Origin of the sequence: Streptomyces chrestomyceticus JCM 4735 (genome assembly GCF_003865135.1) — a bacterium.
Lineage (GTDB): Bacteria > Actinomycetota > Actinomycetes > Streptomycetales > Streptomycetaceae > Streptomyces > Streptomyces chrestomyceticus.
On record NZ_BHZC01000001.1, the window covers coordinates 3,200,897 to 3,220,449 of the forward strand.

At 73.8% G+C, this 19,553-nt stretch carries 11 protein-coding genes and 1 pseudogene; 5 read left to right on the forward strand and 7 right to left on the reverse strand.

Annotated elements, in window-relative coordinates; translation table 11 throughout:
• The first annotated feature begins 48 nt into the window (after positions 1–48).
• From EJG53_RS13140 to EJG53_RS13150, 3 genes are all read left to right on the forward strand, one after another.
• On the forward strand, positions 49–789 hold the full coding sequence (locus EJG53_RS13140) for a response regulator transcription factor (protein WP_031001263.1): 741 nt from the start codon (positions 49–51) through the stop codon (positions 787–789).
• On the forward strand, positions 786–2,003 hold the full coding sequence (locus tag EJG53_RS13145; RefSeq protein ID WP_244955118.1) for a sensor histidine kinase: 1,218 nt from the start codon (positions 786–788) through the stop codon (positions 2,001–2,003). The genes EJG53_RS13140 and EJG53_RS13145 overlap by 4 nt, the downstream gene beginning before the upstream one ends.
• A 237-nt stretch (positions 2,004–2,240) precedes the next feature.
• Positions 2,241–6,065, forward strand: a complete 3,825-nt coding sequence (locus EJG53_RS13150) for a multifunctional oxoglutarate decarboxylase/oxoglutarate dehydrogenase thiamine pyrophosphate-binding subunit/dihydrolipoyllysine-residue succinyltransferase subunit (protein WP_125045003.1) — start codon at positions 2,241–2,243, stop codon at positions 6,063–6,065.
• Positions 6,066–6,155: 90 nt separating this feature from the next.
• Here the strand turns inward: EJG53_RS13150 and fxsT are convergent, their stop codons facing one another.
• The 7 genes from fxsT to EJG53_RS13185 all read right to left on the reverse strand — a co-directional run bounded on the left by fxsT (position 6,156) and on the right by EJG53_RS13185 (position 18,133).
• A complete protein-coding gene (gene fxsT, locus EJG53_RS13155) occupies positions 6,156–9,161 on the reverse strand; it encodes an FxSxx-COOH system tetratricopeptide repeat protein (RefSeq protein ID WP_125045004.1) in 3,006 nt (1,001 codons plus the stop codon).
• A 93-nt stretch (positions 9,162–9,254) separates the two neighbouring features.
• Positions 9,255–10,475 carry an FxsB family cyclophane-forming radical SAM/SPASM peptide maturase gene (locus tag EJG53_RS13160; RefSeq protein ID WP_244955119.1) on the reverse strand — a complete coding sequence of 407 codons (1,221 nt, stop codon included), beginning with the start codon at positions 10,473–10,475 and terminating at the stop codon, positions 9,255–9,257.
• 167 nt (positions 10,476–10,642) lie between these two features.
• Positions 10,643–10,876 (reverse strand): YxD-tail cyclophane-containing RiPP peptide, encoded by a 234-nt coding sequence (locus EJG53_RS13165; protein ID WP_125045006.1) that lies wholly within the window; start codon positions 10,874–10,876, stop codon positions 10,643–10,645.
• An 81-nt stretch (positions 10,877–10,957) separates the two neighbouring features.
• Complete coding sequence (locus EJG53_RS13170) at positions 10,958–14,263, reverse strand: SAV_2336 N-terminal domain-related protein (RefSeq protein ID WP_125045007.1); 3,306 nt, start codon at positions 14,261–14,263, stop codon at positions 10,958–10,960.
• 6 nt (positions 14,264–14,269) lie between these two features.
• On the reverse strand, positions 14,270–15,328 hold the full coding sequence (locus EJG53_RS13175; protein ID WP_125045008.1) for an AAA family ATPase: 1,059 nt from the start codon (positions 15,326–15,328) through the stop codon (positions 14,270–14,272).
• Between the two features lie 187 nt (positions 15,329–15,515).
• On the reverse strand, positions 15,516–17,729 hold the full coding sequence (locus tag EJG53_RS13180) for a VMAP-C domain-containing protein (protein WP_125045009.1): 2,214 nt from the start codon (positions 17,727–17,729) through the stop codon (positions 15,516–15,518).
• Positions 17,729–18,133, reverse strand: a complete 405-nt coding sequence (locus EJG53_RS13185; RefSeq protein ID WP_244955120.1) for a CU044_2847 family protein — start codon at positions 18,131–18,133, stop codon at positions 17,729–17,731. The genes EJG53_RS13180 and EJG53_RS13185 overlap by 1 nt, the downstream gene beginning before the upstream one ends.
• A gap of 151 nt (positions 18,134–18,284) precedes the next feature.
• Here EJG53_RS13185 and EJG53_RS13190 point away from each other — a divergent pair, with 151 nt between their 5' ends.
• Together EJG53_RS13190 and EJG53_RS41075 are read left to right on the forward strand one after the other, a co-directional pair.
• Positions 18,285–18,464 carry a DUF6104 family protein gene (locus EJG53_RS13190; RefSeq protein WP_030017204.1) on the forward strand — a complete coding sequence of 60 codons (180 nt, stop codon included), beginning with the start codon at positions 18,285–18,287 and terminating at the stop codon, positions 18,462–18,464.
• Positions 18,465–18,675: 211 nt separating this feature from the next.
• Positions 18,676–19,552 (forward strand): annotated as a pseudogene (locus tag EJG53_RS41075) (DUF4097 family beta strand repeat-containing protein).
• Position 19,553: the final 1 nt, after the last annotated feature.

The window sequence follows — 19,553 nt, forward strand, 5'->3', positions numbered from 1 at the left end:
GCCCAGCAGTACGCGACCATGCAGCACGGGGACACGCAGGGGCGGGCGATGGATCAGACGCAGACCACCCAGGGCGGCACCGCCGCGGCCACGCCCGGCGCCCAGCGCCGGATCCTCGTCGTGGAGGACGACCCGACGATCGTCGACGCCATCGCGGCCCGGCTGCGTGCCGAGGGCTTCCAGGTGCAGACGGCCACCGACGGCCCGGCCGCGGTGGACACCGCCGAGGCGTGGCAGCCGGACCTGCTGGTCCTGGACGTGATGCTGCCGGGCTTCGACGGGCTGGAGGTGTGCCGCCGGGTGCAGGCGCGGCGTCCGGTGCCCGTCATGATGCTCACCGCGCGTGACGACGAGACGGACATGCTGGTGGGTCTCGGTGTCGGCGCGGACGACTACATGACCAAACCGTTCTCCATGCGGGAGCTGGCGGCCCGGGTGCACGTACTGCTGCGGCGCGTGGAGCGGGCGGCGCTGGCCGCGCACACCCCGCGCAGCGGCATCCTGCGCCTGGGCGAGCTGGAGATCGACCACGCGCAGCGCCGGGTGCGGGTGCGCGGCACCGACGTGCACCTGACGCCGACCGAGTTCGACCTGCTGGTGTGTCTGGCCAACACGCCGCGCGCGGTGCTCTCCCGCGAGCAGTTGCTGGCCGAGGTGTGGGACTGGGCGGACGCCTCCGGCACCCGTACGGTCGACAGCCACATCAAGGCGCTGCGCCGCAAGATCGGCGCGGAGCGCATCCGTACGGTGCACGGTGTCGGGTACGCGCTGGAGACCCCGCCGGTATGACGGCCCCCACCCGCCGCCGGCCGGCCGCCGAGAAGGAGCGGGCCGGACGCCCGGCCCGCGACCGGGGCGGGGAGCGTCCGTGGGACGGCCGGACAGCCCTGCGGGAGCGGGTCTGGAAGCCGTTCTGGCGGCGGGTCTGGGAGGGTCTGCGCCCGCTGGACCCGTACCGCTCGGTCAAGGCGGCGCTCGGCGCGCTGGTCATCGTCTCGGTGGTCATCACGACACTGCTGGTGTTCGTCGCCATCCACTCCGACACCGAGCTGCGGGTCATCACGGTCTTCTCGATCATCGCCTCGCTGCTGGTCACCCAGTTCGTCGCGCAGGGCCTGACGGCGCCGCTGGACGACATGACGGACGTGACCCGGGCGATGGCGGACGGCGACTACACCCGCCGGGTGCGCGGCGGGCGGCGCGACGAGTTCGGCGACCTGGCCGACGCGTTCAACCGGATGGCCGCCGACCTGGAGGCGGTGGACACCCACCGCAAGGAGCTGGTCGCCAACGTCTCGCACGAGCTGCGCACCCCGATAGCGGCCCTGCGCGCCGTCCTGGAGAACGTGGTGGACGGGGTCTGCGAGCCCGATCCGGAGACGATGCGTACGGCGCTGAAGCAGACCGAGCGGCTGGGGCGGCTGGTGGAGCACCTGCTGGACCTGTCGCGGCTGGACAACGGGGTGGTGCCGTTGCACGCCCGCCGCTTCGAGGTGTGGCCCTATCTGTCAGGGGTTCTGAAGGAGGCCAACATGAGTCGCGGCGCCTCCACGCTCTCGGGGCTGGCCGGCTCCGGCACCCACACCCGTACGGACGTACATCTGCACCTGGACGTCTCGCCGCCGGAACTGGCCGCGTACGCGGACGCCGAACGGCTCCACCAGGTCGTGGCGAACCTGATCGACAACGCCATCAAGCACAGCCCGCGGCACGGCCGGGTCACGGTGCTGGCGCGGGGCGGCGAGACGCCCGGGGGCCTGGAGCTGGAGGTGCAGGACGAGGGGCCGGGCATCCCGGAGGCCGAGCGGCACCACGTCTTCGAGCGGTTCAACCGCGGCGACCCGGCGGCGTCGGGCCCGGGCAGCGACGGCGGTACGGGGCTGGGCCTGGCCATCGCGCGCTGGGCGGTGGATCTGCACGGGGGACGGATCCGGGTGGCCGAATCGCCACGCGGCTGCCGCATCCGCGTCACTCTCCCGGGAAGCGACTCCGTTCGAGGTTGACGCCGGGTGTCGTAGGGTCGGTGGTGGAAGCACACAATCCGGGGTGCAGCGGCGATGGCGCGTACCCGGACGCAGGTGAACCTGGTGTGTTTCCCGCCAAGTCATGCCCCGAAACCCCGTGCCGAATGTGACGTGCACGACGACTGACGGCCCCGGACTGCACCGAAGGTCCGGAGAGGCGTAGCCTTTATTCCCGCTGTCCACCACCTTAGGAAGCGGAAGAGGGCGGTTGCCGCCGTGTCGCCACAGTCCCCCAACAGTTCGAGCACTTCGACTGACCAAGAGGGGCAGGGTAAGAACCCTGCTGCCGCGTTCGGTCCGAACGAGTGGCTCGTCGACGAGATCTACCAGCAGTACCTCCAGGACCCGAACTCGGTAGACCGAGCCTGGTGGGACTTCTTCGCCGACTACAAGCCAGGAGCGGGCGCCAGCACGCCGGCCGCGGCGAGTGAAGGCAGCCCCGCCGCTCCGGCCTCCGGAACGCCCCAGGCCGCCCCGGCGGCGCCGAGCGCGCCCGCGGCACCCGCCGCGCAGCAGCCCGCGCCGAAGGCCGCCGCGCCCGCAGCGCAGCAGCCCGCCGCCCCGGCGAAGCCCGCCGCGAGTGCCCCGGCGCCCGCCCAGGCCGCTCCGGCGAAGACCGCACCCGCACAGCCCGCTCCCAAGAAGGACGACGTGAAGCCCGACGAGGCGCCCGCAGGCCCGGAACTGGTCACCCTCCGTGGCCCCTCCGCCGCTGTCGCGAAGAACATGAACGCCTCCCTGGAGCTGCCCACGGCCACGTCCGTGCGCGCCGTCCCGGTGAAGCTGCTGTTCGACAACCGCATCGTCATCAACAACCACCTCAAGCGCGCCCGTGGCGGGAAGGTCTCCTTCACCCACCTCATCGGGTACGCGATGGTGCAGGCCCTCAAGGCCATGCCGTCGATGAACTACTCCTTCCAGGAGAAGGACGGCAAGCCGACCCTGGTCAAGCCCGAGCACGTCAACCTGGGCCTGGCCATCGACCTGGTGAAGCCCAACGGTGACCGCCAGCTCGTCGTCGCGGCGATCAAGAAGGCGGAGACGCTCAGCTTCTTCGAGTTCTGGCAGGCGTACGAGGACATCGTCCGCCGCGCCCGCAACAACAAGCTGACGATGGACGACTTCACCGGGGTCACCGCGTCGCTGACCAACCCGGGCGGCATCGGCACCGTCCACTCCGTGCCCCGCCTGATGCCCGGCCAGGGCCTCATCATCGGCGTCGGCGCGATGGACTACCCGGCGGAGTTCCAGGGCACCTCGCAGGACACCCTGAACAAGCTGGGCATCTCCAAGGTCATGACGCTGACCAGCACGTACGACCACCGCGTGATCCAGGGCGCCGCCTCCGGCGAGTTCCTGCGCATCATGAACCAGTTGCTGCTCGGCGAGAACGACTTCTTCGACGACATCTTCAAGTCGCTGCGCATCCCCTACGAGCCGGTGCGCTGGCTGCGCGACATCGACGTCAGCCACGACGACGACGTCACCAAGGCGGCCCGGGTCTTCGACCTGATCCACGCCTACCGGGTGCGCGGCCACGTCATGGCCGACACCGACCCGCTGGAGTACGAGCAGCGCAAGCACCCCGACCTCGACATCATCGAGCACGGGCTGACGCTGTGGGACCTGGAGCGCGAGTTCGCCGTCGGCGGCTTCGCCGGCAAGACCATGATGAAGCTGCGCGACATCCTGGGCGTGCTGCGCGACTCGTACTGCCGCACCACCGGCATCGAGTTCATGCACATCCAGGACCCGAAGCAGCGCAAGTGGATCCAGGACCGGGTCGAGCGCGGGCACTCCAAGCCGGAGCGCGAGGAGCAGCTTCGCATCCTGCGCCGGCTGAACTCCGCCGAGGCGTTCGAGACCTTCCTCCAGACGAAGTACGTCGGCCAGAAGCGGTTCTCCCTGGAGGGCGGCGAGTCCGTCATCCCGCTGCTGGACGCGGTGATCGACTCGGCCGCCGAGTCTCGCCTGGACGAGGTCGTCATCGGCATGGCCCACCGCGGCCGCCTGAACGTCCTCGCCAACATCGTCGGCAAGTCGTACGCGCAGATCTTCCGCGAGTTCGAGGGCAACCTCGACCCGAAGTCGATGCACGGCTCCGGCGACGTGAAGTACCACCTGGGCGCCGAAGGCACCTTCACCGGCCTGGACGGCGAGCAGATCAAGGTCTCGCTGGCCGCCAACCCCTCGCACCTCGAAGCGGTCGACCCGATCGTCGAGGGCATCGCCCGCGCCAAGCAGGACATCATCGGCAAGGGCGGCACGGACTTCACCGTCCTGCCGGTCCAGTTGCACGGTGACGCGGCGTTCGCCGGCCAGGGTGTGGTCGCCGAGACGCTGAACATGTCGCAGCTTCGCGGCTACCGCACCGGCGGCACGGTGCACATCGTCATCAACAACCAGGTCGGCTTCACCGCCGCGCCGGAGTCGGCCCGCTCCTCCATGTACGCCACCGACGTGGCCCGCATGATCGAGGCGCCGATCTTCCACGTGAACGGTGACGACCCGGAGGCCGTGGTGCGGGTCGCGCGCCTCGCCTTCGAGTTCCGCCAGGCGTTCAACAAGGACGTCGTCATCGACCTGATCTGCTACCGGCGCCGCGGTCACAACGAGACCGACAACCCGGGCTTCACGCAGCCGCTGATGTACGACCTGATCGACAAGAAGCGCTCGGTGCGCAAGCTCTACACCGAGTCGCTGATCGGCCGCGGCGACATCACGCTGGAGGAGGCCGAGCAGGCCCTCCAGGACTTCCAGGGCCAACTGGAGAAGGTCTTCACGGAGGTCCGCGAGGCCACCACCGCCCCGGCCGCCCCCGAGGTGCCGGAGCCGCAGGCCGAGTTCCCGGTCGCCGTGGACACCGCGATCTCCCAGGAGGTCGTCAAGCGGATCGCCGAGTCCCAGGTCAACATCCCCGAGCGGGTCACCGTCCACCCGCGCCTGCTGCCGCAGTTGCAGCGCCGCGCGGCCCAGGTGGAGGACGACACCATCGACTGGGGCACGGGCGAGACCCTCGCCTTCGGTTCGCTGCTGATGGAGGGCACCCCGGTCCGCCTGTCGGGCCAGGACTCCCGCCGCGGCACCTTCGGCCAGCGCCACGCGGTGCTGGTGGACCGGGAGACCGGCGAGGACTACACCCCGCTGCTCTACCTGTCCGAGGACCAGGCGCGCTTCAACGTCTACGACTCGCTGCTCAGCGAGTACGCGGCGATGGGCTTCGAGTACGGCTACTCGCTCGCCCGCCCCGAGGCGCTGGTCATGTGGGAGGCGCAGTTCGGTGACTTCGTCAACGGCGCGCAGACGGTCGTCGACGAGTTCATCTCCTCGGCGGAGCAGAAGTGGGGCCAGACCTCCGGCGTCACGCTGCTGCTGCCGCACGGCTACGAGGGCCAGGGCCCGGACCACTCCTCGGCCCGTATCGAGCGCTTCCTCCAGTTGTGCGCGCAGAACAACATGACCGTCGCCATGCCGACGCTCCCGTCGAACTACTTCCACCTGCTGCGCTGGCAGGTGCACAACCCGCACCACAAGCCGCTGGTCGTCTTCACCCCGAAGTCGATGCTGCGTCTGAAGGCCGCGGCGTCGAAGACGGCGGAGTTCACCACGGGCGGCTTCCGGCCGGTGATCTCGGACGACGCGGCGAAGGCCGAGGACGTCACCAAGGTCATCTTCTGCTCCGGCAAGGTCTACTACGACCTGGAGGCGGAGCGGGTCAAGCGCGGCGCGTTCGACACGGCGCTGGTCCGTATCGAGCGGCTGTACCCGCTGCCCGGCAAGGAGCTCCAGGCGGAGATCGCCAAGTACCCGAACGCGGGCAAGTACCTGTGGGTGCAGGAGGAGCCGGCGAACCAGGGTGCGTGGCCGTTCCTGGGTCTGAACCTGATCGACCACCTGGACCTGTCGGTCGGCGCCGACGTGCCGCACGGCGAGCGCCTGCGCCGCATCTCGCGGCCGCACTCCTCGTCGCCGGCCGTGGGTTCGGCCAAGCGCCACCAGGCCGAGCAGGCCGCGCTGATCGCCGAGGCGTTCGACGCGTAATCCGTACACCGGTGTGACAGCCCGGGGCCCCGCCGCGAACGACCGACGTTCGCGGCGGGGCCCCGGGCCTTTTCCGTAGTGCGGGCGGGCTCAGACCGGCTGGGGTTCGAAGTCCCAGTACGGGCGGCGCCTGCGGCGCGCGGAGAGCGTGTGCGGGTGTTCGGCGCCCAGCGTCTCGGTGAGCTGCTGTACGGCCTGCTGCTCCAGCTTGGAGGCTTCCTGGCCGCGCCGCAGCGCCCGCAGGTCGTCGGCGAGCGCCGTCTTGGCGGAGAGCGTCAGCGGGTGGGTGTCGCCGAGCACCTGCTTGGCGCGCTCCAGGGTCTCCCGGCTCAGCTCTGCGGCGCTCTCCTCGTCGTCGACGCGGTTGCGGGCGCCGGCGGCGTTCAGGGCGCAGCCCAGCGTCCAGGGGTGGTCGGCGCCCACCGCCCGGGTCATGCCCCGGAGCGCCTCCTCGGCGATGGCCAGCGCGTTGTCCCGCTCGCCGAACTCCCACGACACCAGACCGGTGTTGCCGAGCGTGCCGACCGCGAACGGGTGGGCCTCGCCGACCAGGGCGCGGTACCGCTCGGCGGCCTCCTCGCCCAGGTCCCTGGCTCGGCCGAGGTCACCGTGCTCGCGCAGGAACGTGGCGTAGTTGGCCTGCATCATGAGCGTCTCCGGATGCCGGGGGCCGTGCACCCGGCGGGAGCGTTCCACGACATCGCCCATCAGGGCGTCGGCCTGGGTGACGGCGCCGGAGCGGCGCAGGCACAGCGCGAGGTTGTGCTCGGCGCGCAGGGTCAGCGGGGTGTGCTTGCCCATGGTCTGGCGGTAGAGCCGTGCGTTCAGCTCCTGGCGGGACAGGGCGTCGGTGTAGTGGCCGAGCAGGCGCAGCATCCGGGCGTAGGAGTAGGCGGCGCCGAGGGTGAGGTGGTGGCGGGCGCGCAGTTCGCGTTCCCAGACGAGCAGCACTTCGCCGAAGAGTTCGAGGGCCTCCTGGTAGCGGCCCAGGGCGCTGAGCGCCGAGGCGAGGTTGCTGCGGGAGGAGAGGGTGAGCGGCGCCTCGGGCCCGAGGAGTTCCGTACGGCCCCGGACGACCGACTCGAACATCTCCAGCGCGTGCCCGTAGGATCCCAGCGCCATCAGGGTGCCGGCGAGGCCGTCCTGGGCGCGCAGCAGCGCGCCGTCGCCCGGCTCCCGCTCGGCGGTCAGCTCCTCGACGATGGCGCTGCCGACCGCTTCGGCCTCGCGGTAGCGGCCCAGCCTGCGCAGCATGTTGGCGTGCTGGTGGGTGATCACGAGCATGGTGCGCTGGGTGGGGGCGATGCGGTTGCGCCAGCGGGAGAGGAACTGTTCGCACAGCCGCAGGCCGATGCGGTACTCGCCGCGGACCCGCAGGTACTCGATGCAGTTCAGCAGCAGTTCCTGGACGGCGGTCTCCGGGCTGTCCAGGACGCCGGCCGGTTCCAGGTGCGGGATGAGGGCGGCGTACTGCTCCCAGGTCCGGGTGTCGGAGGGGCCCTGCGGGTCGGCGGTGGCCAGCACCCGGCAGGCCGTGGCGGACATCGCGTCCCGCTCGTCCTCCGCCATGTCGCTGCGCAGGAACCGGTGGTAGAGCCGGTGCATCTGCGCGGTCTCGACGGCGGGGTCCGAGGTGGTCTGGGCGACCTGGTAGTCCAGGCGTACGGCGGTGGACTCGGTGAGCCGGCGCAGCGCGGTGTTCCAGGCGATGGGCTCGGCGGCCAGGTCGGCGAGGTATTCGGGCAGGTCGCCGCGGCGGGCGCGGGCGAGCATCGGCACCGGGATCGCGTCCGGCGCGAAGAAGGCGAACAGTTTGAGCAGTTCGACGGCGGCGGGGCTGCGTTCGCGCAGCGTGTTCAGCGTTATGGCCCAACTGGTCTGGAAGGCCATCGGGTAGTCGGTGGAGATGCGGATGCCGACCAGGCTCGGCTCGCCGCGGCGGATCAGCTCGATGTACTCCTTGGGCGCCATCGGGTTGGCGTCCAGCCAGGCGGCGGTCTGGGCGAGCAGCAGCGGCAGGTCCTGCACGGCCTCGGCGAGCAGGTCGGCTTCCATGGTGGTCAGCCGGGGCGCGCGGCGCCGCGCGTAGGCGACGGACTCGATCCGGGTGAAGGGCAGCACCTCGATCTCCTGGGCGCTGCCGGAGCCGGACCAGTCGCGGGTGAGGGTGGTGATCAGGACGTGGCCGCGGCCGTCCGGCACCAGGTCCTCGATCTGCTCCATGTCGTCCGCGCTGTCGAAGATCAGCAGCCAGCGGCGGTACGGACGGCCGACCCGCAGCGCCTCGTGGACGGCGCGGATCCGGTCGCCCAGCTCCTGGCCGACCGGCAGCCCGAGGCGGGTGGCCAGCTCGGCGAGCTGTTCGCGGGCCGCGCCCCGGTTGGTGGCGCTGATCCACCACACGACGTCGTAGTCGTTGCCGAAGCGGTGGGCGTACTCGGCGGCGATCTGGCTCTTGCCGACGCCGGAGATGCCGTACAGCGCGATCCGGGTCTCCAGCGGCTGGCCGAGGCCGGGCAGCGGGCCCGCCAGCTTGCCGTGCAGCTCCTCCAGCGCGGTGTCGCGGCCGGTGAAGCGGTTGTTGCGGCGGGGGATGTTCCAGATCTCGGGCGGGTCGTTGGGGAAGCGCGGCGCGTTGGCGGCGGGCTCGGCGGGGCGGCGGGCGCCGGCCGGCACGCCGAGGCGGTTCAGGACGCGGCGGTTGGCCTCGACGGCGTCCAGGTCGCGCAGGTCGGCGGGGCGCAGCACGGAGGCGGTGGCGGGCAGCCGCTGGGTGGCGACGCTGACGGCGGCGAACCGGTCGGCGTGGTCCGGCACGACCTCCTGGAGGGCGGTCGTCCACTCGTCGTGCGTCTTGGGGCCGAGCTTGAAGTACCAGTCGTCCAGGACCATCAGCAGGCGGCCCTCGGCCGCGAGCAGACCGGCCAGCTCCTCGGTGAGGGGGCTGTCGGCCGGGGGGTCCCAGCGCAGCATGGTGGTGCCGTGGCCGAGCTGTTCGAGCTGGTGCGAAATCCACGCCGCCCACGGCCGGTTGAAGCCCGCATAGCTGATGGTGATGTGCTCTGCGGAGCCGGTGTTACCGGACTGATCGACCATGCGACCGTCTCCTCGGTATGCGGTGGTTCGCGCGGGCGCGAGCTGGCTGTTCGGCACGATAGCCCAAGTATCGTCCCGCACGGCGACGCCACGTCAGGTCTTGTTCGCCGTACGCCAGTTGACGGATACCCCGGTCGGCGTGGGGGCGGGCCGGGCCGGCCGGCCCATCCGGACCTCGGCGTCCAGCCGGGCGGCGATGTGCCGGATCACCCGTTCCAGGTCGGCGCAGTACACGGACGGGTTACGGAAGCCGCTGCCGCCGGCCCGGTAGCGGTGGGCGTAGTTGCCGCCGCCGCAGACCGTCATCAGCGCGCAGCCGCGGCACCGGTCGCACAGGCCGTCCGCGCCGAGCCGCCGGGCGGTCATCCCGGGGTGGCGGAGCGCCTCGTCGAAGCTGTTGCGGAAGACGTCCAGGCCGGTGGCGGCGGCGCCCTCGTACGCCGATTTGAGGGAGTCGACCTGCTCGATGGCGCCGTCGGTGTCGACGATGAGCGCGACGACGGGTGACAGGCCGACCGCCTCGCTGGTGCTGGGGCGGCCCAGCAGCAGTCCGATGATCTCGGTGAAGAGGCGGACGCGGGGCGCCGGCTCCCGTTCGGCCCACCACAGGTCGAAGACGGCGCACAGCCAGTCGCCGTACGGGGTGGGGCCCGCCGGGCCGGGCGGCAGCGGCGGGCGGCTGGTCCAGTTGGCGTGCGGCAGGAGGAAGTCGAGCATCGGCGGGCCGAGGGCGCGCAGCGAGCCGTAGACCTGGGCGGGGTCGGAGGTGAGGTCGACGGTGCACAGGATGCCGGCGAAGACGCCGGGGCGGCCGGCCAGCAGGCGGGCGGCGCGGGACGCGGCGGGCCAGGAGGAGCGGCCCGCGTGGTCGACGCGGCGGCGGTTGAGGCCCGGGGTGCCGCCGTCCAGGCTGAGGCCGACGCGGAAGCCCGCGCCGGCCAGCGTGTCGAGCGTCGCCGGGGTGAGGAGGGTACCGTTTGTCTGTACGCCCAGGTGGGCGTGGCAGTCGGCGGGGAGCTCGGCGCGCAGCGCGGCCGCCTGGTCGAGGAGCGGGCCGGGGCCGGTGAGCAGGGGTTCGCCGCCGTGCAGGTCGATGCGTATCTCGTCCAGGCCGTGGGCGCGTACGTGTTCCGCTATGCGCCGGGCGGTCTGGCGTACGGTGCCGGGCGGGGCGTGCGGCGGGCGGTCGCGCCAGGTGCGGTCCGGGCTGGTGTAGATGTAGCAGTAGGTGCAGGCGAGGTTGCAGCGGCTGTGCGTCTTCAGGACGAACTGCCGGAAGGGGATCGCGGCCCGCTGATGGTTCTGGCACACCACGACGCCGCCCCCCTGCCCGCGTCCGACGTCCGGGCACCCCGGAGACGGCCCGCTGTCGCCATACATGGCTCGGCCGCCGGGAGACATGCACAGGGCATCGACAACTGTCCGGATACGCGGCCTGGTTGGCCGGATACCGCTGATCAGGAGCGGTCGGGGCACGCCCCTCAGCGGTCGTCCCTGGGGTCCCCCGGGCCGTCGTCGTAGTACGCCACCGCCCGCTCGGCGGGGGTCCAGGTGCGCAGCAGGAGGGCCGTCACCTCCCCCAGCACCCGGTGGTCCGTCCCTGCGGCCACCGCGGCCACATCGACACCGCCGAAGTCCGGCAGCGGCTCGGCCGACGGGCCGGACGGCTCGGCCGGTGCGGCCGGGGCCGTACCGGTGACGGGGACTGTCGCCACGCTGTTCTCCTCTGGGCCGGGTGGACGGGTGTTTCCCGCGCGCGCGGGCACGGAAACCCCCGGGCCGGCCGGGTCAGGCGGTCATTCGGACGGGTCCAGGGCGCGCATCCGCTCCCTCGTGCGCCGGGCCTCGGGGCCGTTCTCCTCGGCCGCGTGCTGCCACTGCTCCCAGCTCTCCCGGTACGCCACCAGGGCCGCCTGCGGCCCGGCCGTGTCCTCCAGCACCCCGGCCCGCCGGTGGTGGGCGCGCGCCGCCAGCAGGGGGCTGCCCGCGCGGTCGGCGTCGGCCGCGGCCCGGCGGTAGCAGGCGGCGGCGCGGTCGTGCCGCTCCCGGGAGCCGAAGCGCCGGTCGAGTGCGAGCTGGACGTCGCCGACCTCCAGCCATGCCTCCGCGGCGACGGCCGGGTCGTGCGAGCTGCGCGCGGCCAGCTCCAGCACCCAGTCGGCCTCGTGCAGGTCGGCCAGCGAGGGCTGCCGGTCGTGGCGCAGCCGCAGGGCGCGGCCGAACAGCAGCCGGTGGGCGCCCAGTTCGGGGTCGTTCGGGGCGACCCGGCCGAGCGCTTCGCGCAGGACGTGCACCGCCTCGTTCGCCAGCCGCTTGCCGTGTTCGCCGGGGGGCTCCAGCCGGGCGCGCAGCAGCAGGGCCGCGCCGCGCTCGGCCAGCAGCGTGCTGTGCTCGGGCGAGTCGGGGGTGATCAGGCGCAGTGCGGCGGCCAGTGCCTCGATCGCCTTGTCCAGGGCGGCGGCGTCGCCGGTGCGGGTGTGCACGGCGCGGTGCGCGGCGGCCGTACGGGTCAGGCTCTCCGCCTCCAGGGCCGGGTCGCGCAGCTCGCGGGCGAGCGCGCGAGCCAGCGCGAGGACGGGCAGGACGGTGTCCGGTCCGGTGCCGGCGCCGAGCAGCGAGCGGGCCTGGGCCAGCTCCAGCAGCGTCTCGCACACCTTGCGGTCGGCGCCGCCGCCCTTGCGGCGCAGCAGGACCGTGGCGGCGTCCAGGTCGGCGGTGGCACGCAGGGCGAGCGCTCCGGTGTGCGCCTCGGTGCCGGACTCCGCGCCGGCGGCGCGGCGCGCCTGGTCCAGCAGGACGCCGCCGCGGGCGGCGTAGATCTCGCCGGGCACCTGTTCGCCGCTGGGCCACTGTTCGAGGAGGACGGTCAGGGCGTGCTCGGCCTCGTCGAGGGGGTCGCCGGGGCGGCCGGCGGCTCCGGTGGCCGGGGCCAGCGCGGCCAGCCGCCGCAGCACTTCGGTACGCAGCACCATGCTCTCCAATACGCGGGGGTCCAGCAGGCTCATCAGCCCGCACGCGGTGTCCAGGTGGCGCGCGGCGTCCTCCAGCGCGCTCCGTTCACCGTCCGGGTACCCCGCGGCGCCGCGTTCCTGCGCGGCGGCGTAGCGCACCCGGGCGAGCACGATCAGGGCTCTGACGCGTGCTTCGCCGTCCCCGTCCGGCGCCTGTGCCGGGTCGTCGCCGACGGCTTCCGCCGCCGCCCGGACCGACCGTTCCGCCTCTTCCAGGGCGTCCGGCTGCCGCCACTCCGCCCAGCCGTGCAGCAGCGCGCGGGCGAGGTCGGTGCCCGCGGCGGGAAGCTGCCGGGCCGCGGCGCGCAGCAGGCGCACCGCTTCCATCAAGTCGCGTACCGTGCCGTCCTGTTCGTAGCGCTCCAGCAGTGCGGCACCCTCGGCAGCGGGCCCGTCGGGCGCGTACGGCGGCGGGGCGGGTGTCCTGAGGGCCGGTTCGAAGCGGCGCAGGACCCGTTCGGAGATCCGCGCGAACGGTTCGGGCACGGCGCGCTGCCCGGTGGTCGGCTCCCGGCCGCTGCCGGAGAGCATGGCGACCGCCACGGCCGGGAAGTTGCGGGCGCTGCGGCCGAACGTGCGCTCGATGTACAGGGAGCAGTGCTTGAGGACGAGGGCGGCCTCGCCGGCGCTCAGGCGGCTCAGCAGCTCGTCGCGTACGCCGGGCACGAACTCGTACCAGGGACCGCCGGCCGCGCCCGCGTGGGCGGGCCCGCCCGTCGGGTCGGGCAACTGCTCGACCAGGCCGCTGAGCAGCACCTCCGCCAGTTCGGCGGGGCCGGTCTGGGGCAGCATGGCGCGCTGGACGAGCTGGATGACGGGCAGCGCGAGCGGTACGGCCGACAGGTGGACGGCCAGGTGCCGGGCGTCCGGGGAGGCGGTCTGCTCGAACTCCCGCACCAGGTCGCCGGGTTCGGGCCGATCGGTGCGGCGGACGAGGTCCGTGCCGAGGCCGTGGTCGCTGCGGACGACGGCGGCGGCGCCGCGCAGCGAGAGGCCCGACTCGGCCGCGGCCAGCCGGGCCCAGGAGCCGAGGGCGGCGGGGGCGGCCGACAGGACCGGCACGGCGCGCTCGCGCACCTCGCCCTGCGGGCGCCCGCTCGCGGACGGGGCGCGGCGGCGGCGCCGGGCGGGCCTGAAGCCGAGGGCGCTGTACGGGCCCTGGCGCCGCACGAGGGTGCCCGCGACGGCCGGGAGCAGGGTGCGGGCCCACATCCGCTGCGGCAGCGGCTGCACCACGGCCAGCGGCGCGTCGGCCGCCCAGCGGTACAGCAGCCGCTGGATGCGCCCGTCGCGCCACAGCGGGCCCGCGCAGTCGCTGACGACGAGGGTGAGGTGGTGGCCCGTGGGGTCGTGCAGTTGGTCGGCGGGGCGCAGCGGGGCGTCCCGGCCGGGGCCGGCGGCGACGCCGACCTCGTCGCCGTGCGGGTGGAGGTAGTGCACCGTGACGTCACGGAAGGCGCCGACCCGTTCGCAGACCTGCCGCAGGTCGTGCAGCATCTGCTCCCACACGGCCATGGAGGAGGAGCCGTCCATCAGCAGCCGCAGGCTGGCCGCGCGGCGGCGGACGCCGCGCAGCACCGGGATGATCAGTTCGGCGTGTGCGGAGAGGTCGGCGGTGGCGGCCTCGTCCAGTTCCTGGCGGGCCGGGGCGACCGGCGGGTGGTAGCGCTGGACCGGCCGCAGGGCGCGCTGCAGCGGCAGCAGTCCGGGGAAGGCGGAGGCGACGGGGATGCCGACCTCGCCCAGCCGCCCCTGACCGGGGCCGAGGGTGCGGTCGTCCTGTGCGGGCAGCAGGTCCACCTCCGGGCGGCGGGGGCGGTCGCGCGCGGCGGGCTCCGTACGGGACGGTGTGTCGCGGGCCGGTTCGCGGCTGCGGGGGTCCACGGAGAATGTGGCTGGTTTTGGCCTCTGCACGGCGGCCGGAACGGTGCCGTCGGCGGGCTCTTCGTCGCCTTCGGAGGGCGCGGGGGTGATCCACCGGGCCAGCCACAGCGCGTCCGCCATGGAGCGGGCGTCGGCGGGCAGCCCGGCCGCGCGCAGCCGCGCGACGATCTCACCGAGAGGGCCGAAGCCCGGTCCGCCGGCCGGCACCGCGGGTCACCTGGTCCGATCCAGGGGCCGCAGCAGTTCGGCCGTCAGGCGCCGCCGCGTCTCCTCCTCGTCCTCGTCCGCCCAGCCGGCCTTCTGCGTCAGGTGGATGGCGTTGAGCAACTGGTCGACGGCGCGTACGTCACCGGGCTCGCGGTCCAGGAAGCGGTCGATCAGCGGCTCGTAGTCGGCGGCCGCGCTCTCGCCGAAGTGCGCCCGGACCATGTCGGCGAGCCGCTCCTTGTCCGGGGTGGGGATGTTCAGGTGGATGCAGCGGCGCAGCAGCGGAGCGGGGAAGTCCCGTTCGCCGTTGCTGGTCAGCACGATGAACGGGAAGGCGCGGCAGCGCACCCGGCCGTCGCGGACGGTGACCTGGCCGCCGTCGTCGCTGAGCACCGGCACCTCGGGGGCGGATCCGGCCAGCCGCTCCAGCTCCGGAATCCGGAACTCCCCTTCCTCCAGGACGTTGAGCAGGTCGTTCGGCAGGTCGATGTCGCTCTTGTCCAGCTCGTCGACGAGCAGGACGCGGGGCTTCGCGGCGGGCAGCAGGGCCGTGCCGAGCGGGCCGAGGCGGATGTAGCGGCCGATGCCGCCGCCCGGCTCGTCCGGTGTCCGCGGGCGTCCCTCGGCCGGGTCGGGGCCGGGCCGCGGCTGGGCGGCGCGGGCGATCTGGAGGTCCTGGAGGCGGCCGATGGCGTCGTACTCGTACAGCCCGTCGCGCAGCGAACTGCGGCTGACGATGGACCAGTTCAGCACCCGGCCCAGGCCCAGCTCGTAGGCGACCGAGTGCGCGAGGGTGGACTTGCCGCTGCCCGGGGCGCCGGTGACCAGCAGCGGACGGCGCAGGTAGAGCGCGGCGTTGACCAGCTCGCGCTCGGTCTCGCCCGGCCGGTGGTAGCTGGCCTCGCGGCGCTGTACGCCGAGCCTGCGCTCGGAGGCGTGGTCGAGGGCGGCGGGCGGCGCCACCGGCGGGCCGCCGTCGAAATCCCGCCAGGGAGGGGGCGGTGGTAACTGCTCGATGCCGTCGTGCGGAGCCCCCGCGCCACGGTAGATGAGCCAGTCGCTCACGTCGGAACTCCTCGTCGCCGGCCGGCCATCGGGCAGGGGCGAAGGGGCCGCGGAAGAGCAACCCCGGCAAGCGTCGGCATCCGCTTCCCGCCCTCCCCCGACCCGTCCCCCTAGCAATCTCTCACGACGCTAGGACAGTAGCCAGCCGGACGGAAGGATGCGGGGCGTTTTCCGGTCTCGGGGGACGTCATGGGGGCGACAATTGCGTGGCGCCGGGGAAGAGTTGGGGAATCGGGTTGTCCGGGTCGTCGTAGAGGAGCACGAGGTCGCGGGCCCAGGAGGCGCCGCCCTCGGCGGCCTTGGCCCGCAGTTCCCGCACCAGTTCGGGTATCTCGGCGACCGACTTCGGCGCGCCGAGCAACTGTGACACCTCCCGGTGGAACGCGTCGCACACCCGGTCGCAGTCCCGTTCGCCGTGGCCCTCCGCGAGCCACAGCGCGACCGGGTGGCCGGTGTCCAGGGTCCAGCCGACGGCCTCCAGCCCCGTACCGTCCGCCACCGACCGGCACAGCGCCGGTACCGCGCCCTCGTCCGCCTCCTCCAGCAGCCGGGACAGCCCCGACACCGAGGCGCGGGGGCCGGCCGGCACCCGCAGCGCGGTCATCCGCCCGGCCGCGGTCAGGCCCTGCCAGCGCCGCAGCCAGGCCGGGTCCACCTCCTGGCGGCGCCCCTGGTCGCGCAGCACCACCGCGCGCGTCGGGCCCAGCGGGCGCAGGCGCGCGGACCGGCGCGTCGAGGCCGGTACGCGCCAGCGGGCCGCCGGCGTGTGCCACCGCTCCTCCGGCACCGCGACCTCCAGGCGCACCCGGGCGCCGCCCGCCGCGTCGTCGGCGCGCAGCAGCCGTGGGCCGAGCCGTTGCAGCACCTGGTCGCAAGCCTGCTCGAAGGGCACGCCGTCCCGCGTCTCCTGGATCTCGACGCGCTGCCACCGGCCCTGCCCGTACCCCTCGCTGACCGACCAGTTGAACAGTTGGCGGCCGCCCGCGTCGTCGTAGAACAGCGGCTCGAACTCCACCAGCAGCGCGTCGGGGCGGCGGCGTACCGGTCCGATCCGCTCCCGGTCCCTGGGCAGGAGGACGACCGCCTTGGCCGTGACGAACAGTTCCAGCCGCTCGGCGGCCGTGCGGAGCGCGACGCCCTCGTCGCCGGGGACCTCCCGCGCCTCGTCGGCCGTGCGCTGCGCGACGATGCGCAGGTAGTGCACGAAGGCGCACAGCTCCGTGTACGGGTCGCTGCCCTGGTAGAGCGCCCCGTGCCCGTCCCGCCAGGTGCGCAGCGTCCACGGCCCGGCCCGGCCGGTACGGCCCTGCGGGTCCGCGCGGCCCAGCGCCTCGGCGACCGCGGCGGCCACCACGAGCGGGTCGCGCGGCGCGGGCAGCGACGCCAGCAGGTCGAGCGCCTGCAGCCGCTCCTGCACGCCCCACAGCCGGCCGCGCCCCGACATGATCGCGTGCTGCGCGTCGAACCAGGTGGGCTCGCCCGGCCCGCCGAGGTCCTGCCCGGCCCAGTGCCAGCGGTCGTGCAGGCCCATCAGCGCGTGGTACGGGTCGTCGCCGAGCCCGGCGGCGCCCGGTACGAGGTGGTGCGGCGCCAGCCCGCGCAGTTCGGTGACCGGCACCGCGAGGCCGAGCCGGTCCTCGCGGTGGCTGCCTTTGACGATGCCGACGACCTCGCCCCGGTCGCAGTCCAGCAGCGGTCCGCCGGACGCGCCCGGCGTCACCCGGACGTCGGTGCCGAACTGGAGGCCGCGGGCGTCGCGGGCGCCGAAGCGGACGGCGATGAAGGGGTCGACGGGGGCGGCACCCGGGTCGGGGGCGGCGCCGGAGACGGGGCCGCGTCCGGCGCCGGGCGGGTCCTGGTCATGGCCGCGGAAGATGAACGCGTCCTCCAGGAGCGCGGCCGGCTGGTCGCTGAGCCAGGCGCACGGGTGCCGGATGCCGGGATCGAGGAGCCGCAGGAGGGCCAGGTCCACGCGGGGGCCCGGAGCGGGCGCCGGGCCGCTCCCGGCCGCCTCCCGGCCGGTGTCCGGGTCTTCCGGTGCTTCCGGTCTGTCCTCCCCCGCCGTCCCGCACGGCGGGGGAGCCGCCCGTAAGGGGGCCGGGCGGCTCAGGTCGTACTCCAGGCGCGCGGCGGCCACCCGCCCGTCGAACGCCACCCCGACCTCGCCGTCCGGGCCCGTGGCGCGGCGCCGGCCGTCGCCGCTGGTGAGCACGTGGGCGCAGGTCAGCACCCAGCCGGGGGCGACGAAGACGCCGCTGCCCCACAACGGCGCCGGGGTCACACCGGGCGCCGGGCGGATGGCGACGGTCGCCCGGCCCGCGTGCCCGAGGAGGTGCGCGTACTTCTCGCGGTCCGCGCGTTCACCCCGTCCGGGCCCGTGGCCGCCTTCCGGGGCCGCCATCACTCACCCGGGTCGTGCGGCCCTCGGCCGCCGGCGCGGCCGCCCTGCTCCGGGGCGGTGCCGGTCCCGGGCGTCTCCCGCTTCCGCCACGTGAGCGTCACGGACAGGTTGGCCTTGGCCTCGCCGTCCGCGAGCAGCGCCACCGCCCGGCCGGGCTTGGCCGCCACCTCCACGCCGAAGGTCACACTGGTCTCGTCCGGCGCCACCCGTTCGGTGGCCTCGCGCAGGCTCGCCGCGACCCCGCCGACCAGGTCCCGCAGCCCCTCGACCCGGGCGCCGAGCGCCTCCCAGGCCCCGACGTCGTCGTATTCCTCGTCCGGCGTCCCGGCGACGTCCAGCCGGGAGACCCGGGCCCAGACCGCCGTACCGTCGGGCAGCTCGATGAGATGTGCGCGATCGCGCATCACGGCCTCCTGCTCCCCCTGAGCGGCAGAGTCCCACTGCCCCAGGGCCGTTGACAGGTGATCAGGTTATCCCCAGGGTGCGAGTGACGCGAGGGGTCGCGACGCCTGCCTATCCTGGCCGGGTACGTCCCGAAAACCTGGTGGAGAGCGCGTGTATTTCACGGATCGCGGTATCGAGGAGCTGGAGAGCCGGCGCGGCGAGGAGGAGGTCACCCTCGGCTGGGTCGCCGAACAACTGCGGACCTTTGTCGACCTCAACCCCGACTTCGAGGTCCCCGTCGAGCGGCTGGCCACCTGGCTGGCGCGGCTGGACGACGAGGACGACGACTGACCCGGCGCCGCGTGCGACGCGGTGCGTGCCCGGGCCCGGCCGGCCGGCGGTCCTCCCGCCGTCCCGGCCGGGCGCTTTTGTGTGCCGGGGCGCCGCCGTGCCCTCGCCGTGGCATCCGGGGCGCCGCCCTTGGAAAGGACGCCGGGCGCGATATATCGTGTCGGTAGAGACGCGATATGTTGCGTTGTCGTCATGCCAGGGAGGCCAGGACATGCCAGAACGGGCCGAGTGGTCGGTCTCCGAGCCGCGCACGCTGGAGATCGAGGGCGCCGTCACCGCACTGGAGGTGCGGGTGGTGGGCGGGACCGTCAACGTCGTCGGCACGACGGACGGCGGCCCCGCGCGGGTGGAGATCAGCGAGATCTCCGGGCCGCCGCTGACCGTCCGGCGGGAGGCGGGGACGCTCACCGTCACGTACGAGGACCTGCCCTGGAAGGGCCTGCTGAAGATGATCGGCCGGGGGCCTGGCAGCGCACCGCGGTCGTCTCGGTCACCGTGCCCGCCGCGACCCGCGTCGAGGTCGGCACGGTGGGCGCGAGCGCGGTGCTCTCGGGGATCTCCGGGCGTACGGAGCTGCGCGGGGTCAGCGGCGACAGCACCCTGGTCGGCCTGACCGGGCCCGTGCGGGCCGAGACCGTGTCGGGCGGGGTCGAGGGGCAGGCCGTCACGGGGGACCTGAGCTTCCACTCCGTCTCCGGCGACCTGACGCTCCTGGAGGGCTCCGGCGGCTCCGTACGGGCCGAGTCGGTCAGCGGCGACCTGGCCCTGGACCTCGATCCGGCGGGCGCGGGCGCGGACGTGCGGCTGACCACGGTCTCCGGCGAGGTCGCCATCCGGCTGCCCGCGCCGGGCGACACCCGGGTCGAGGCGAACACCACCAGCGGCACGGTCGCCAACGCCTTCGAGGATCTGCGGGTCAGCGGCCGGTGGGGGCCAAGCGGATCACGGGCCGGCTCGGCTCGGGCAACGGCACGCTGAAGGTCACCACGGTCTCCGGAGGTCTGGCCCTCCTGCGCCGCCCACCGTCCGAGTCCCCCGAGGACTCCCCCGCCGACAGCGCCGACCAGGCCGACAAGAAGGTGCTCTGAC

Bases quoted from the DNA above. Each gene is read 5' to 3' on its own strand.
- fxsT (WP_125045004.1), bottom strand. From the start codon at position 9,161: ATGGTCGATCAGTCCGGTAACACCGGCTCCGCAGAGCACATCACCATC.
- EJG53_RS13140 (WP_031001263.1), top strand. From the start codon at position 49: ATGGATCAGACGCAGACCACCCAGGGCGGCACCGCCGCGGCCACGCCC.
- EJG53_RS13145 (WP_244955118.1), top strand. From the start codon at position 786: ATGACGGCCCCCACCCGCCGCCGGCCGGCCGCCGAGAAGGAGCGGGCC.
- EJG53_RS13185 (WP_244955120.1), bottom strand. From the start codon at position 18,133: ATGCGCGATCGCGCACATCTCATCGAGCTGCCCGACGGTACGGCGGTC.
- EJG53_RS13180 (WP_125045009.1), bottom strand. From the start codon at position 17,729: ATGGCGGCCCCGGAAGGCGGCCACGGGCCCGGACGGGGTGAACGCGCG.